The 15202-nt window shown below is 56.1% G+C and carries 9 protein-coding genes; 6 read left to right on the forward strand and 3 right to left on the reverse strand.

Annotation, left to right across the window (positions count from 1 at the left end; translation table 11 throughout):
• The first annotated feature begins 222 nt into the window (after positions 1-222).
• From SH573x_RS00085 to SH573x_RS00100, 4 genes are all read left to right on the forward strand, one after another.
• Positions 223-2865, forward strand: a complete 2643-nt coding sequence (locus SH573x_RS00085; RefSeq protein WP_479352247.1) for a GumC family protein — start codon at positions 223-225, stop codon at positions 2863-2865.
• A 265-nt stretch (positions 2866-3130) separates the two neighbouring features.
• Positions 3131-5581: a DUF1549 domain-containing protein gene (locus SH573x_RS00090; protein ID WP_479352248.1), complete on the forward strand. Its 2451-nt coding sequence runs from the start codon at positions 3131-3133 to the stop codon at positions 5579-5581.
• A 101-nt stretch (positions 5582-5682) separates the two neighbouring features.
• On the forward strand, positions 5683-7116 hold the full coding sequence (locus tag SH573x_RS00095; protein WP_479352249.1) for a DUF1501 domain-containing protein: 1434 nt from the start codon (positions 5683-5685) through the stop codon (positions 7114-7116).
• 210 nt (positions 7117-7326) lie between these two features.
• Positions 7327-8052 carry a transposase gene (locus SH573x_RS00100; protein ID WP_479352250.1) on the forward strand — a complete coding sequence of 242 codons (726 nt, stop codon included), beginning with the start codon at positions 7327-7329 and terminating at the stop codon, positions 8050-8052.
• 88 nt (positions 8053-8140) lie between these two features.
• On the opposite strand, the gene ppk1 is transcribed toward SH573x_RS00100, so the two are convergent.
• The 3 genes from ppk1 to SH573x_RS00115 all read right to left on the reverse strand — a co-directional run bounded on the left by ppk1 (position 8141) and on the right by SH573x_RS00115 (position 12083).
• Entirely contained in the window at positions 8141-10255 is a 2115-nt protein-coding gene (gene ppk1, locus SH573x_RS00105) for a polyphosphate kinase 1 (protein WP_479352251.1), read from the reverse strand.
• A 14-nt stretch (positions 10256-10269) separates the two neighbouring features.
• The gene (locus tag SH573x_RS00110) at positions 10270-11376 is read right to left on the reverse strand and encodes a glycosyltransferase family 4 protein (protein WP_479352252.1); all 1107 of its coding nucleotides are present in this window, start codon (positions 11374-11376) and stop codon (positions 10270-10272) included.
• A gap of 131 nt (positions 11377-11507) precedes the next feature.
• On the reverse strand, positions 11508-12083 hold the full coding sequence (locus tag SH573x_RS00115) for a MiaE family protein (RefSeq protein WP_479352253.1): 576 nt from the start codon (positions 12081-12083) through the stop codon (positions 11508-11510).
• Between the two features lie 268 nt (positions 12084-12351).
• Between SH573x_RS00115 and SH573x_RS00120 the strand changes: the two genes are divergently transcribed.
• Complete coding sequence (locus SH573x_RS00120) at positions 12352-13080, forward strand: DUF4013 domain-containing protein (RefSeq protein WP_479352254.1); 729 nt, start codon at positions 12352-12354, stop codon at positions 13078-13080.
• Between the two features lie 872 nt (positions 13081-13952).
• Positions 13953-15023: a 3-isopropylmalate dehydrogenase gene (gene leuB / locus SH573x_RS00125; protein ID WP_479352255.1), complete on the forward strand. Its 1071-nt coding sequence runs from the start codon at positions 13953-13955 to the stop codon at positions 15021-15023.
• The last annotated feature ends 179 nt before the right edge of the window (positions 15024-15202 follow it).

Below are 15202 nucleotides of genomic sequence, written 5' to 3' on the forward strand. Positions count from 1 at the left end.
CCGATCGCCGCGAGGTTTGTGCGGCTGCGGACTGCGACCCTACACTTTAATGATTTTCTGCGGCATGGCTTTTTGATCGCAATCCATGTTGACGGTTAGCTGAAGTCAACAATTTTCAGGCTTCTTTTCAGCCGGTGCCAGCCGTTGAATTCGTGCGCGACAGCGTGGGGTAGGGTAGAGAGTTCGAAAGTCTGCGCACTGGCCACATAGGCGAGCTCCACTGTGAATAACCCCACGCCTCAGATTACCAATACCAAACTTGTCGAGATGGTCAGGACTTATTGGGCCTGGCGTCGCTTGTGGATTGCGACCACGCTCGCCTTTGGCGGTTTTGGTCTGTTCTATGTATTGTGCTTGAAATCCGACCAATGGACCGCTTCTCAAGGCCTGATCGTGCGCGACGAAGCCAACGGGGCGGTGATGCGCTTGGGCAGGTTCCAAAGCCAAACCGAGATGAAAGCGGCCCAGGAGACCATTCTAGAGATGGCCCGCAATACACTAGTGCTGCGCGAAGCCTTGCTGGAAGTCGGTCCAGAGAAGCACTGGCTGGGCGCAGCCAAAATGACCGAGTCCTGGCCCTCCCAGCGCGAAGTTTCGGAACTAGCCGACCAATCCATCGGCGTGCGCGCTCCCCAAGGTGCCGAGTTCGGTACCACCGAAGTCATCTACTTGGACATCAAACAATCATCGCGTCAGCGGGCTATCGCCCTCAATCGAGCCGTATGCCAGGCTCTCGATAATCGTCTTCGTCAAGTTCGCGTGGCGCGAGCCGACGGGGTGATCAACGAATTGGTGCGCGCCAGCAGTATGGCCACCGATGAACTGCAAAAGGCGACCACTCAACTCCAAGCCATCGAGCGCGAAGCCGGTGCAGACCTCTCCGACTTGCGGGGGTTATCGGAAAACAACGGCTCCAGCAGCACTTCACGCACTCAATTGGAAGCGGTTAAGACAGAACTGCGCCAGATCGAAAATCAACACGTCAATCTAACGACCGACCTGGCACTGCTGCGAGAAACGCAAACGGATCCCGAAAGCATACTCAGCGCGCCGGCTAGTATTCTCTCCTTGCATCCAGGACTCAAAAAATTGCGCGAAGGCCTGGCTGATGCGCAGCTGAGCTCCTCGCAACTTCGCGGCCGCTACGCAGATACTCATCCGCTAGTCTTCGTGGCTCTGTCGGCTGAACAGCAGATCAAGAATGAACTGCAGTCCGAATTGGCATTGGCCATGGCCGCCGCCAAAAAGGAAGTTGAAAACAGCCAGCATCGGATCGAGACACTCAAGCGTCAACAGACACAACTCGAAGATCGCTTGACGCGTTTAGCGCAGATTCGCGCCAGTCACGAGAACCTCAATCAAGAGGTTCGATCGCGCACCAAGATTCTGCAAGACGCTGAACGCCAACTGGCCGATACTCGAGCCGCACGCGATGCCGCTCTGACGACTAGCTTGCTAACCCGCATCGATGAACCGGTATTGGGCGAACGTCCAGTAGGGCCGGGACGCACCACGATTTTGGGCGGGATGACGGTAGCCGGGTTGTTCTTGGGTCTGGGCATCGTGTTCCTGTTGACACCGCTGGATGGTTCAACACCTTCGGAAGAACGATGGAATGAACGACTTGGGCGGCGCATCTCCGATCGCTTTCCATGGCTGGCCGATCAAGCTCCCGGAGGCGGACCACGTCGCCGTCGAACCGATACCGAGCGACGTCAAGGCAACCGGGCCACCGCCGCCGCGCCCGGCACCACCAACAGCGGTTGGTTTGGCCGCCGTCAAAGCGATCAAGCCAGCACAGCCAACACGCACGTCGCGACAAAGCCCATTGCGGCTGCACCTGTAGTTCAATCGGAAGATCCCGCGATCGCCAATCGTCTGGATGCCATGCTACTGTCTGAACTATCGGCAGTTGTTCCGGCCAAACCTATCGAGTTGGCACAGGCCGCGCCTGAACAAGTAGACGCTGAACAAGTAGCTCGTGAACCGATGGCGGTAAAACCCGCGGCAGAAGATGCGCTTCCAGCCATTGCCGCTGAAACTCCTTTCGTAGCACCGCCAGCAGTCGATACCATCGAGCATCTGGTACCGGAAGTGGCCGCCGTATTACCTGCGCTTCCAGCAGCTTCACTTGAAGCACTACCGATCATTGCTGCTGACAAGCCCAAGAGTGAGACTGTCGCTGGCGATATGTATCAAGTTGCCGACGTCGAACTGGCGAGCGTTGAAGTTGCGAAGGTTGAACCAGCGCCGAGCATTCCGGAGACCTTTGCACCGATCGCGAACATTGAGACGCTGGCGTCGCAGTTGTCGGAACTTTCCGAGAGCATTCCTTCTCTGGGCTCGACTGTGGAAGCGACTCAAGTCCCGATCAAGCCCACCAAGAAACCGACCAAGCCTCGCTTGGTCGATCGCGCAGCAGCTGTCAAGAAAGTGATCGAGAAGGTCGTCGCACCCGTCGCAGTTGAGCCACCACAGCCGGCCCCACAGCCAGTCCTACCGCCAGTCCCACAGCCGGCGTTGCCAGTATCCGTACCTGCGTTGTCTGCACCGGTAGCAGACACTCAAGCAGACGCAAAAGTCGAAGAGCAGCCGGCCAAACCAGCCAAGCCTGGCATGAACATGTTCCGACCCAATCAAGCGGTGGCTCAGTCCCCGGCAGAATCCTCGTGCGAGCCGCAGCGTCCCCGCCGGGCTGATGGCAAATCGAATCCGCCTCCACAAATGCCACCGGCCGCGGTCCCTATGCCGCTACCGTTGCCGACGCCGCTACCCAGCAATGCGTTTGAGACTCCGCTAGAAGGTGGCCTGGCCGGCATCGGTTTGCCCACTCAGAAACTGCCCGACAGCGTGCAATTTCGCTAGTGTCTCCTTTCGCTCCGCGAAAGGCTCTCGTAGCCGAACTCGCCAGAGTTTGGATGGTTGCAACAAACGGAACGGCCAGATCCAAACTCCGGCGAGTTCACGGCTACCGAGTTCTGGCACAGAGTTCTGGCACAGAGTTCTGGCACAGAGTTCTGGCACAGAGTTCTGGCACAGAGTTCTGCTACTGGCGGTCTCCTTTCGCGGAGCGAAAGGAGACTATAATGGAGGTTGATCTGTTTTTCCCTCCTACAACGACATCCCGCCTATGTTTGAACAACGCCTCCTGCGTGGCCTGGGCTTGGCCTTGGCTGCTTTATCTCTACCTACGTTTGCCACAGTTAGGTTAGCCGCCGCGGCTGATGCGAAACCGGTAGATTTCGCGCACGATATCGTGCCATTGCTGAAGAAGCACTGCGTTAAGTGTCATGCCGGCGATAGTAAAAAAGGTGGCTTCTCATTTAATACGCGCGGCGAGCTGCTCGAGGGCAGCGAGAATGGCCCGGTGATCGAAAACGGCCAGGCCGCCGACAGCCGACTTATTCATGTAATCGTATCCAGCGACGCAGACGAGCGGATGCCGCCCGAAGGCGAGAAGCTTAGCGATATCGAAGTGGAACTTCTTAAGCGTTGGATCAACGAAGGCACTCCGTGGGAAGACGGATTTGCATTCAAAGCGCCGGCGTACGAACCACCGCTCAAGCCGCGCATGCCTGAGCTGCCACCGGCCCAAGGGGATCGACAGCAGCCGATCGATCGCATCGTGGATCATTACTTGGCACAGCACAATCAAGCTCGACCGAGTGCCATTAGTGATGCCGTGTTCGCGCGTCGCGTGTCGCTGGATCTGATTGGACTATTGCCTGAGCCTGAACGCCTGAAAACTTTCTTGGCAGACCAGCGTCCGGACAAACGCGCGCGATACATCGATGATCTGCTGAGCGATGACATGGCCTATGCAGAGCATTGGTTGACGTTCTGGAATGATTTGCTGCGCAACGACTACGATGGCACCGGTTTTATAACTGGTGGTCGCCGACAAATCAGTAGTTGGTTGTATGAAGCGTTGATCACCAATAAACCGTACAACCAATTTGTGCGTGAACTGATCGCTCCGCCGTCCGATGAGAGTCGCGGCTTCATCGATGGCATCAAATGGCGCGGTGAAGTCAGCGCGGGGCAAACAGTCGAGATTCAATTTTCCCAGAGCCTGTCGCAATCGCTGCTGGGCATCAATATGAAGTGTGCTTCGTGCCACGACAGTTTTATTGATCGCTGGAAGTTGGAAGAAGCCTATGGACTGGCCGCCATTTATGCGGACAAACCGCTGGAGATTCATCGCTGCGATAAACCTGTTGGCAAGACCGCTAAACCTGCTTGGTTGTTCGCGGAACTGGGGCAGGTCGATCCTGAAGCGCCACCCGCCGAACGACTCAGGCAACTGGCCGAACTGCTTGTGCACCCAGAAAACGGTCGCTTGACGCGCACGATTACCAATCGCTTGTGGCATCGCCTGTTGGGCCGCGGGGTCGTGCATCCAACCGACTCGATGCAAACAGAACCGTGGAGCGCCGATCTGCTCGACTGGTTGGCCAGCGATTTTGCAGCGCATGGTTACGACTTGAAGCACACGCTGCGCACCATCGCCAACTCGAAAGCCTATCAAAGCAGTTGCGAGATTATGAGCGGTGAAGAGAACGGAAAATATCATTTTGCTGGTCCACGCGCCAAACGCATGACGGCTGAACAGTTCATCGACACGCTGTGGCAAGTAACTAGCGCCGCGCCGACTAAGATGGATGCCAAGTTCTTTCGCGGCAAGCTCGACCCGGCCTTGGTCGAATCGCTGAAGCTAGCAGGCCAATGGATTTGGTCAACTGCTGGCGAGCCTCCCGCTCCAGCCGGTCAAAAGATTTCGCTCCGCAAGCGCTTCGAACTCCGGTCGCCAATTGCTCGAGGCGGCGCGGTGATTGTTTGCGACAATAAATTCACACTCTATCTAGACGGCAAAAAGCTAGCCAGTAGCGACAACTGGGGAGCACCTACTTCGGTAACGTTCAGTTCGCTCGCCATGGGCCAACATGAACTGTTGGTCTTGGCTGAAAATCTTGGTGATTCGCCTAATCCTGCCGGATTGTTCTTCGAAGCTCGCCTGGGTGAAGGCGAGGCAGCGATAAAGGTGGTGTCGGATCCTTCGTGGCAATGGTCCGCCGAGGTACCCAAAGACAATGGCCAGTTCACCAAAGAGCCCACGGATTGGCAAGCCGCTGTGCCACTTGCCAATCAGAACACTTGGCAAAGTATTCGTGGCGAACAGGTCAACGCTCTGGCTCGGGCGACTTACGTACCTGAGCGGATGATGCGGGCCGCTTTGCTGAAGGCCGATCCGCTGATGCGCACGCTTGGTCGTCCCAATCGCGATCAAATCGTTTCGATGCGTCCCAATGACCTATCGACTCTAGAAGCCATCGACTTGGCCAACGGTGGCCAGATCGCCAGCATCCTCGGCGAGGGAGCCAGCCACTTGCTCAAACGTAAATGGAGTTCCTCCGCCGAGTTAGTAGATTGGGTTTATCAGCAAGCCCTATCGCGGACACCAAGCCAAGAAGAACGCACAGTCGCCTTGGAACTAGTTGGCCCCACAGAGATGAGCCAACGAGGTATCGAAGATTTATTGTGGGCAGTAGTCATGCTGCCCGAGTATCAATTGGTCAGGTAACACCCTAAACCGAGGGCGTTAGCCCCGGTTCCCACAACCCGCAGATCAAATTAATTCGAGCCCGTATCCCCAAACGGCGCACCAGACAACATTTGAGGTTCATGATGCAGAACGAATCCGAAATCCGACGCGAATTCTTGAAGAAGCTGGCGATGGCTGGTTCGGCGGCGTTGATGACTGGTCAACCACAGTTCGTGAGAGCTGGCGATGAAGCGGAAGCTCCACGAGCTACCGCGGACGCGTGCATTGTGCTGTGGATGGGCGGTGGCATGGCAGCCCCTGATACGTTCGATCCCAAAGCTTATTCGCCGTACAAGGAAGGACTGGAAATCAAGTCGATGCTCAGTACGTTCCCGGCGATCGATACTGCGGTTGATAACATCAAGATTTGTCAGGGGCTGGAGAACATCGCTGCGGTCATGGATCGAGCCACCTTGATTCGCAGCGCGGTCCAGCCCGATCTGGGCAGCATCTTGCACTCGCGGCATCAATATCATTGGCACACCGGTTATGTACCGCCACAAACGGTGGCTTGCCCGCACATCGGATCGTGGATGGCCAAAGTTCTCGGGCCGCGCAATCCGGTCATCCCCGCGTTTATCAACATCGGTCAGCGCATGGAAGGCTTTGGCGAGACCGAAGAGATCAAAGCGTTTACAACGGCCGGATTTTTTGGCAGTGAATTTGGTCCCATGAACTTGCCTTTTCCCGAGGACGCCGCGCAATCGGTCAAGCCACCTAAGGGCATGGATGCACAGCGATTTGCCAATCGTGATCGATTATTCAAGCAGCTCGTCGATGCCTCACCCAATCGCGAGATCTTGAGCGACTATCAGCGCGAGTCGATGCTGCGAAGTCTGGATAACGCCTATCGATTGCTCAGCAGTCAAGAGCGCGACGCCTTCGATATCTCGCTGGAACCAGCTGAAGTGCGCGCCAAATACGATACGGGTCGCTTCGGACGCGGTTGCTTGCTGGCGCGTCGTTTGATCGAAGCCGGCGCGCGGTTCGTCGAAGTCACTACTGAGTATGTACCGTTCTTTTACTGGGATACCCATGCCAACGGCCATGAAACGGTAGCCGGACTGCACAAAGAAATCGACATGCCTATTGCTCAACTGGTGAAAGATCTAGAAGAGCGCGGACTACTCGATCGAACTCTGATCGTCTTGGCTAGTGAGTTCAGTCGCGACGCGATTGTCGAAGGCAAGCCAGGCTCCAACGCATCGGACCAGGCGACCTTCAAAGTCGATGTGGTCAGCGAAATGAAGCACTACGGTTTGCATCGTCACTTCACCGGCGGTACCAGCGTGGTGATGTGGGGTGGTGGTATGAAGAAAGGTTTTCTGTACGGTGAAACAGCCCCGGAACGACCGCTGGTGGCCATCAAAGATCCAGTCTCCATCACAGACTTGCATGCCACCATCATGACCGCCATGGGCATCAGTCCAAAGACCCGCTTCGACATCGAGAACCGACCATTCTACGTCACCGAAGACGGCAAAGGCCAAGCTGTCCAAGAGTTGTTTGCGTAGGTGTGGCATAGGCTTCCAGCCTGTGTAGATGTGGCATAGGCTTCTAGCCTGTGTATGAAAACTAACCAGATCCAATAATGGACTTTTTCCCGGTTTTTGAACCGGGAAACTGAAGCGAAACAAGTGGTGCCACAGGCTGGAAGCCTATGCCACATTCAGACACAGGCCGGACGCCTATGCCACGTTACCATTGCCCGAGGTAATTCAATCGTGGAATTTGGCCAAGTTCGTAGACGAAACCTTCCTCATATCGATGTCGAAGGCAAGCCTTCGTTCATTACGGCCTGCCTCCATGGCAGCCTGTCCGCAATTGGTTTGAAGAAGATTAGGGACTATCGTGAGGAACTCGACCAGCGCCAAAAGCCGGAAGATATAAGTGAATTCGAGTGGAACGCTCAGAAGCAAAAAGTTTTATTTGCTTTTGTTGATCGATTGCTCGACGGCGATTCTCCAGTAAAGCATCAAGCGGATCGACGCTTGGCTAAGGTCGTTGCCAATGCCTTCTTGCATTTCGCCGAGATTAGATACCACTTGTTGGCGTTTGTTGTTATGCCCAGCCATCACCACTGGATGTTTAGGCCGCGAGCGGAATGGGTCCAACAGCTTGAATTGAATCAGCGAGATCATAAACAAAAAACTACGCCACGCGAATCTATTACGCATAGCATTCAAAGTTTTACTGCCAATCAATGCAATAGAATTCTCGGACAAGAAGGCCAATTCTGGCAAGTCGAAACCTTCGATCATTACGCCCGCGATGAAGACGAACTCAGCAGAATCATCAACTACATCGAGGACAATCCCGTTAAGGCGGAGTTGACGCAAAGTCCTGAACACTATCCCTGGTCGTCGGCTTTCGTTCGCGCCCGTTTGGGTGTTAAGTTCGGGGAGGCAATTCCAGGTGGAGTGGATGAAACAGTTCTTTGGGAGAACTGAGTGCAAAGTGGGACGGGACATGGAGAGTTAATACACAGGCTGGAAGCCTATGCCACATTCAGACACAGGCTGGAAGCCTATGCCACACTTACTCGCGTTTGCTGGCGGGTTGGTGGGTTTGGAAGATCGTGCGGCGGCTTTGTTCGGATTGCTTTAAGGTTTCGACGGCCAGGCGGTGCATGGATTCTTGGCAGCGGTAAGGGGCGTGGCCGTCGTCGGGGAGGCGGCGGCGATAGGAACCGTCGCTTTGAAGTTCCCAAGCATTTTGATTATCGCGGAAGAAGCCTTCTAAAACGCTGATCAGTCGGCGACGACTGGGCGCGTCTTCGATCGGTACCAGCAATTCGACGCGGCGATCGAGGTTGCGCGGCATCCAGTCGGCGCTGCTGATGAAAACCATTTCGTCGCCACCGTGATAGAAGTAAAGCACGCGGGCATGTTCCAGAAAGCGATCGACGACGCTGACGACGGTGATGTTTTCACTCAGGCCCGGTACGCCGGGACGCAAACAGCAGATGCCACGGATATTCAAACGCACGGTGACTCCGGCTTGCGACGCCGTGTAGAGGGCTTCGATCAGAGCAGGATCAACGAGTGAGTTGAGTTTGATCACGATCATCGCGCGACCGCCCTGCTTCTTGCGCTGCGTCTCGCCGTTGATCAAAGTTAGCAATTTCTTGCGCAGTCCGATTGGGGCGGCGTCGATCAAGCGATAAGACTGCGGTTGGCTGAAGCCGGTGACGGCGTTCAGGAAAGCGCTGGCATCGCTGCCTAGTTCATCGTTGCAAGTCATATAGCTCACATCGCTGTACAAGCGCGAGGTGGCTTCGTTATAGTTGCCGGTGCCGAAGTGTACATAGCGCACAATGCCCCGTGGTTCGCGGCGCACGATGATACAAACCTTGGCGTGAGTTTTCAATTTCTTGACGCCATAGATAACTTGCACGCCAGCTTCTTCCAGTTCGCGCGCCCACTCAATGTTGCGAGCTTCGTCAAAGCGGGCTTTTAGTTCCACGATGGCCGTTACATATTTACCGCGCTCAGCTGCGCGGCACAGCGCGGCCACGATGGGACTTTTGCGACTGGTGCGATACAGCGTTTGCTTGATCGCCAGCACGTCGGGATCCGACGCGGCTTCTTCGATCAAACGCACGACTGGTTCGAAGCTTTCGTACGGATGGCACAGCAGCAGATCGCCTTCAGTGAGCGTGGTAAACATGCTCTGCGTCGGATCGACTTGGGGACTGCGCTGTGGTACCCAGATCGGATCGCGCAGCGTGTCAAAGCCTTCCAGAGATTGCAATTGCATGAAGGTCGACAGGTCGAGCGGTCCTGGCGTGTGTACCACATCTTCAGCCGACAGACGTAGAGCCGCACACAAGAAGTCGCGCATTTCGGCCGGAGCATCAGCTCCCAGCTCCAGACGCACACACTCCGCCGTGCGCCGCTGAACCAAGACTTCTTCCATGTCGCGCATCAAGTCCGCCGCTTGATCCTCTTGCAAGCTGACATCGCCATTGCGCGTGATGCGGAAAGGCATTGAAGATATTAGCTGCTCTTTGGGGAAGAAGCGTTCGGCTAGCCAGGCTACGACGTCTTCTAGCAGAGCGTAGGAGAAGCCACGGTCGGCAGGTAACGTCAGGATGCGCGGTAAGACTCGGCCCAATGGAATGACCGCAAAACGTCGCGGCGGATCTTGTTTGGGCGCAGCCAGTTCGACGCACACATGCAACATCAGATTTACTAGCAGCGGAAACTCGCGCTCCAGATCGACCGCCATCGGTGAGAGCACTGGATAAATTTCTTCTTCAAAGATGCGCGTGGCTGCTTCGCGATGTTTAACGCTGGCTTCGCTCATCTTGATGCGCGTGATACCGGCTTCGGACAGGCTCGGTTCGATCTCGGTGTTGAAGCAGGCATATTGAGCGGCGACCATCTGTCGCGTGCGCTCGGTGATGGCGTTCAGTTGAGCGCTGATGCTCATGCCGGCTGTATCGGTCGAGCCGACGCCGCGCAAGTGCTGCAGTTTCAGTCCACCCACACGGACCATGAAAAATTCGTCGAGGTTACTAGCGGTGATGCTCAGGAACTTCAAGCGTTCCAGCAGTGGGACGCGGGCACTGGTGGCCTGATCGAGTACGCGTTGATTGAATTCCAACCAGCTCAGTTCGCGATTGAAATAGTGTTCAGGATTGATAGACATTAAACTACAAGCCATTAGTGCTTTAAGTGAGAGCGAACGTGCTCGACCAACTGCGAGACGTTGCGCGAAATATCGAATTTGGACCTGGCCCGCTCGGCGGCATGTTCGAGCTGGGCTGGCAGATCAGCGGGCTGAGCGCGCCACACAGCCATCGCCAAGCCAATCTGTTCCGCCAGGCTCTGCGGATCATCGGGACGAGCTTGCCAGACTGGACAGGGACGCTCTTCGTCCAGCCCTAGTACTTCGGCCGAACCACCCACGCCGGTAGAGACAATCAGTTTGCGAAGCAGTTGCGCTTGAATCAAGACGAGCGACAATCCTTCTTGAAGCGACGGATGCAGAACCACGCTGGCCGCGGAAAGCCAGCGGTCGGCATCTTGGCGAAAGCCCAGCAAGTGCACGCGCTGGTGCAATCCCAGTTGTTCAATGCGCTTTGCCATCTGCTCCCGCAGTCCACCTTCACCGGCCACGGCCAAATGAACATCGGGGTGCAGTTGGTGCACCAGGGCCATCGCCTCGATCATCGGCATATGACCTTTACATTCGAGTAAGTTCCCGACACATACCAGCAGCGGAGTAGTTGGATCAAGTTTCAATTGGACGTTGGCCCAGTCGCGGGCCCCAGGGTCATATTCCGCCGGTTCGCAACCACCGTAGATGACCACCGTGCGTTGGGGCGCGATGCCGGCGTCGAGTACTACTTGGCGAGCCGCTTGCGATACGCACAAAATACTATCGGACATCAATCGCAGTTTTAGCGGACTGCGAATCGGAAAGATCACGTGTCGAAAGGCCAGGCGATAAGGTCGGCGAGGTCCAGCGGCCAAAGCGGCTGAACCACCTAACATGATGGCGTGCGAATCGTTCAGCAACAGAACTTCGGGTTTGATGTGTCGGAGCCGACGCACTACGGTCCACCACTCGCGCGGATTAACGCCTCGCCGCTGGAGCGTGGCCAATACCTGGTCGCTAGCTTTCACGGCCAAGGAGTGCAGGGGTTGATCGCGGCGCAAAATCCAGCTGACCGCATGCCCCTGCTCCAAGAGCGCGGTTCGGATCGACCACAAGAGTTTCTCGCCTCCACCCCAATCGGCTTGTGTGCTAGCTAAACAAAAACGCATAGAGCAGTGATAGCCGCAGGAAACAATGGGTAAAGCGTAGTAACCGCCCCTTTATGATAGTGGAATACGGTGGTACTGGAAGAGCGTAGAGGGGCTGAGGGGACAGCGCTGAGGACCGCACTGCCAATTGGCTAACTGTGCATTCGTGGCAGGATGCAGCCGCGGTCGATGATGGCGGCTTCGGCTGCGGCCAGCTCGGTCAGTCGCTCTTTCACGACTGACTCCTTGGCGAAATCGCGGGCCAATTTTACATAAGTCGTATGATGCCGAGCTTCGGACTCAAAGAGTGACGAGTAGAAATCGACCAGTTCGCTATCCTGGACGTGTTTGGCTAACAAGCTGAAACGCTCGCAACTTCGGGCCTCGATCAGGCCCGCGATCAGCAGTCGGTCGACGGCTCGGCCCGGTTCGTTACCGCGCACCAGTTTGTTCAGGTCACGGCCATAGTTGCCTGGTGGGAGTTTGCGAAACGCGATATTGCGCCGCTTGAGCAAGGCTTGAACCATGTGGAAATGCTCTAGCTCTTCTTGGATGATCCGCGTCATTTCTTCACATAGAGCTTGGTTCTCGATGTAGGCGCCCAGCAGGCTCATGGCCGTCGCCGCGGCCTTGTGTTCGCAGTGCGCGTGGTCGATTAGGATGTCCGGCAGGTGGCGATCGACTTGGTTGAGCCAACGAGTAGAAGAGTTGGATTGCAAGCTGAGCATGTTCAGGTCTCAAGAAGCCGGCGGGAAATCGAAGAGGCCAATTATGAACCGGCAGCTCCAGCTTGAGAATCCTGGCATGCGCCAGCTAGGGCCTTACTGTGGGTGAAATACTCACGACGCTGCGGAGCAGGTTAGCACGAGGAAATCTGAGATTTGAGAGTCGAACTCGAAGAACCGAGGCGGGAAATAGCTGATAATCGTCGCCGACTGGCGAATAGAGCGTAGCCAAACCAATTGCATGCTTTAATTTTCAAAGGGATCAAATCGCATGAGTACCGCTTCGTATTCAACCACGCAACCATCGATCGATTTCGGTCGCGCATGCAAATGGATGTTTAGCAGTCCCAATTGGCTAGCCAATTTCTTTTGGGTTTTCATCTGCGGTCTGCTGGGAGTCTTTTTGATTGGCCACATACTGTTTATTGGCTACCAACTGGAGATCTTTCAAAACCGTATTCGCGGACAAAGCGAGGGGCAAGCAGATTTCAACTTCGACAAGCTCGGTGCGTACTTTGTGCGTGGGCTGATTCCATTTGCCTTGAATTTTGTCTTTGGTTTGCTGTTCGCCATCCTGGGCTTGGTGAGTATCGGCGGGTGGACATTGGTATTCACTGCCGTGTTCGGTGAACCGGAAGGCGCCGCGGCGGCCATCTATATCATCCCGGTGTTAATGGTTGCTTTGGTGCTCGTGTGCCTGGCGTTCCTGACGATCATCCCGTTGTGTATGCGCGGGGGCGTGACCAACAACTTCGCCGAAGGATTTAATTTCCCTTGGGCCATAGAGACGGCCAAGTTCATGTGGCCCACGATGCTGCTGTGTCTGCTGTATGTGATGTTGTTGAGTCTACTTGGTCAGGTGGTCGGCATCTTGACGTGCTTCGTTGGCTTTCTGGTGGTCATCCCATGGCTTCAGTTGGCCATGACGGACATTGGCATCCAGGCGTACGACGTCTACGAAGCCAAAGGCGGCCAGCCGCTGCCCATAGAACCTCTCTAGTCAACCACTCTGGTCTGTCCCACCAGTAGAGCGGCTGTCCCCAGCCGCTCGGCGCCTGCTGAGTATGCGTCTTCAAACCAGGCGTCTGTCCCCGCGTTAATTAATCGGGGACAGACCGGACAGACAATGGTTTGAAGATGCAGGCGTTTGCTCGTACTCGTACTCGAAAAGGTTCCGAGTAGGAGTAGGAGTACGAGTAGGAAACTGACGTTATACCAAGTTAACTAGCGAGTGCCGACCGGGACAGACGTGCTACCAGCCCGGGGTCTGTCCCCCGGCGCGGACGATCTGGATTGGGGACAGACCCCGGTGTGGTTTGCTGGCATTGGGCTTTTGGGGGAGGCGTGCGCGTGCTGTGTCCCCGGTCGCGCCGGGGGACAGATGTCCGGTTTGAAGCGCCTTGGGTTTGAGGGTGCTGAGCGGCTGGGGACAGACGCTTTACGATCGGGGACAGACCCCGGGATGGTTCGTACTCGTACTCGAAAAGGTTCCGAGTAGGCATAGGAGTACGAGTAGGAAACTGACGCTATGCCAAGTTAGCTAGCGGGTGCCGACCGGTCGGGGACAGACGTGCTACCGGCCCGGGGTCTGTCCCCCGGCGCGCGCGATCTGGATTGGGGACAGACCCTGGTCTGGTTTGCTGGCATTGGGCTTTTGGGGGAGGCGTGCGCGTGCTGTGTCCCCGGTCGCGCCGGGGGACAGACGTCTGGTTTGAAGCGGCTTGGGTTAGAGGGTGCGAAGCGGCTGGGGACAGCCGCTCTACGCACGGGGACAGACGCATCCCCTTTCGCTTCTGGGGGTTGAACTCTACGATAGCGGCGGCCGAGCAGTTGGCTCGAAATAGACCCCCCGGGATTGAGAGTTTTGTAATCGTGCAAGCTACGATCGTATTGTTGCCAGGCGACGGCATTGGCCCCGAAATTGTCAGTCAAGCCGCACGCGTGCTGTCCCAAGTGGCTAGCTCTTTTGGGCATCAATTTCAAATGCCCGAACATCTCATCGGTGGAATCGCCATCGATCAAACTGGCGATCCGCTGCCGCCGGATACGATCGCCGCTTGCAAGTCTAGCGCCGCGGTGCTTTTGGGGGCAGTGGGTGGTCCCAAGTGGGATGATCCGAGCGCTAAAACTCGGCCCGAAGCGGGCCTGCTGCGCATTCGCAAAGAGATGCAGCTGTTTGCTAACCTGCGCCCGATACAAACCTTTTCCGAACTGGTCGATGCTTCGCCTCTGAAACGCGAAATCGTCGAAGGCACCGATATTCTCTTTTTCCGCGAACTAACCGGAGGCATCTACTTCGGACCATCGGGTCGCGAAACAATCGACGGTGTGGAACAAGCTTACGCGACTGAACTGTATTCTGTACCAGAAGTCGAACGCATTGTTCGCCTGGCCGCCCAAGCCGCGCGCGGTCGCCGCCAGCATGTGACCAGCGTCGATAAAGCCAACGTGCTCGAACCCAGTCGCCTGTGGCGGCAAGTGGCGGCTCGCGTCATGCAGGAAGAGTTTCCCGACGTGCGTTACGATGTGGTGCTGGTGGACGCCATGGCCATGCACTTGATTAGTCGCCCACGCGACTTCGATGTGGTAGTGACCAACAATATCTTCGGTGATATTTTGACCGACGAAGCGTCAATGTTGCCCGGTTCGCTGGGCATGTTGCCCAGCGCATCAATTGGCAGTAGCGGACCAGGACTATACGAACCGATTCACGGCTCGGCGCCTGACATCGCGGGCAAAGGCATTGCCAATCCTTTGGCCACCATTCTCGCCGTGGCTATGTTGCTGCGTCACTCTTTAGGCCTGGAACAAGAAGCTACCGCGATTGAAACGGCTGTCAAGAAAGTGCTCGCCAGTGGCGCTCGCACCAAAGACATCGCTCAAGGTGGACCCGCTATCGGTACCGTCGAAATGACCGATCGCGTCCTGGCTCAATTGATCTAAGCGCCAACGGAGTGCGGTGGGTGGTGTGGCATAGGCTTCTAGCCTGTGTTGCCTGTGTTGCCTGTGGTGGACCGTACCGGCGAGCACTGCTTTGATGTTCAAAAACGCAGAGCTCATTAGACCGCAGAGAAGACAAAAGCCTTCCACAATAGGTGTTAGCCAGAAAGTCTCATCCGGCA

It is taken from the genome of Rania fehmarnensis, assembly GCF_056494185.1.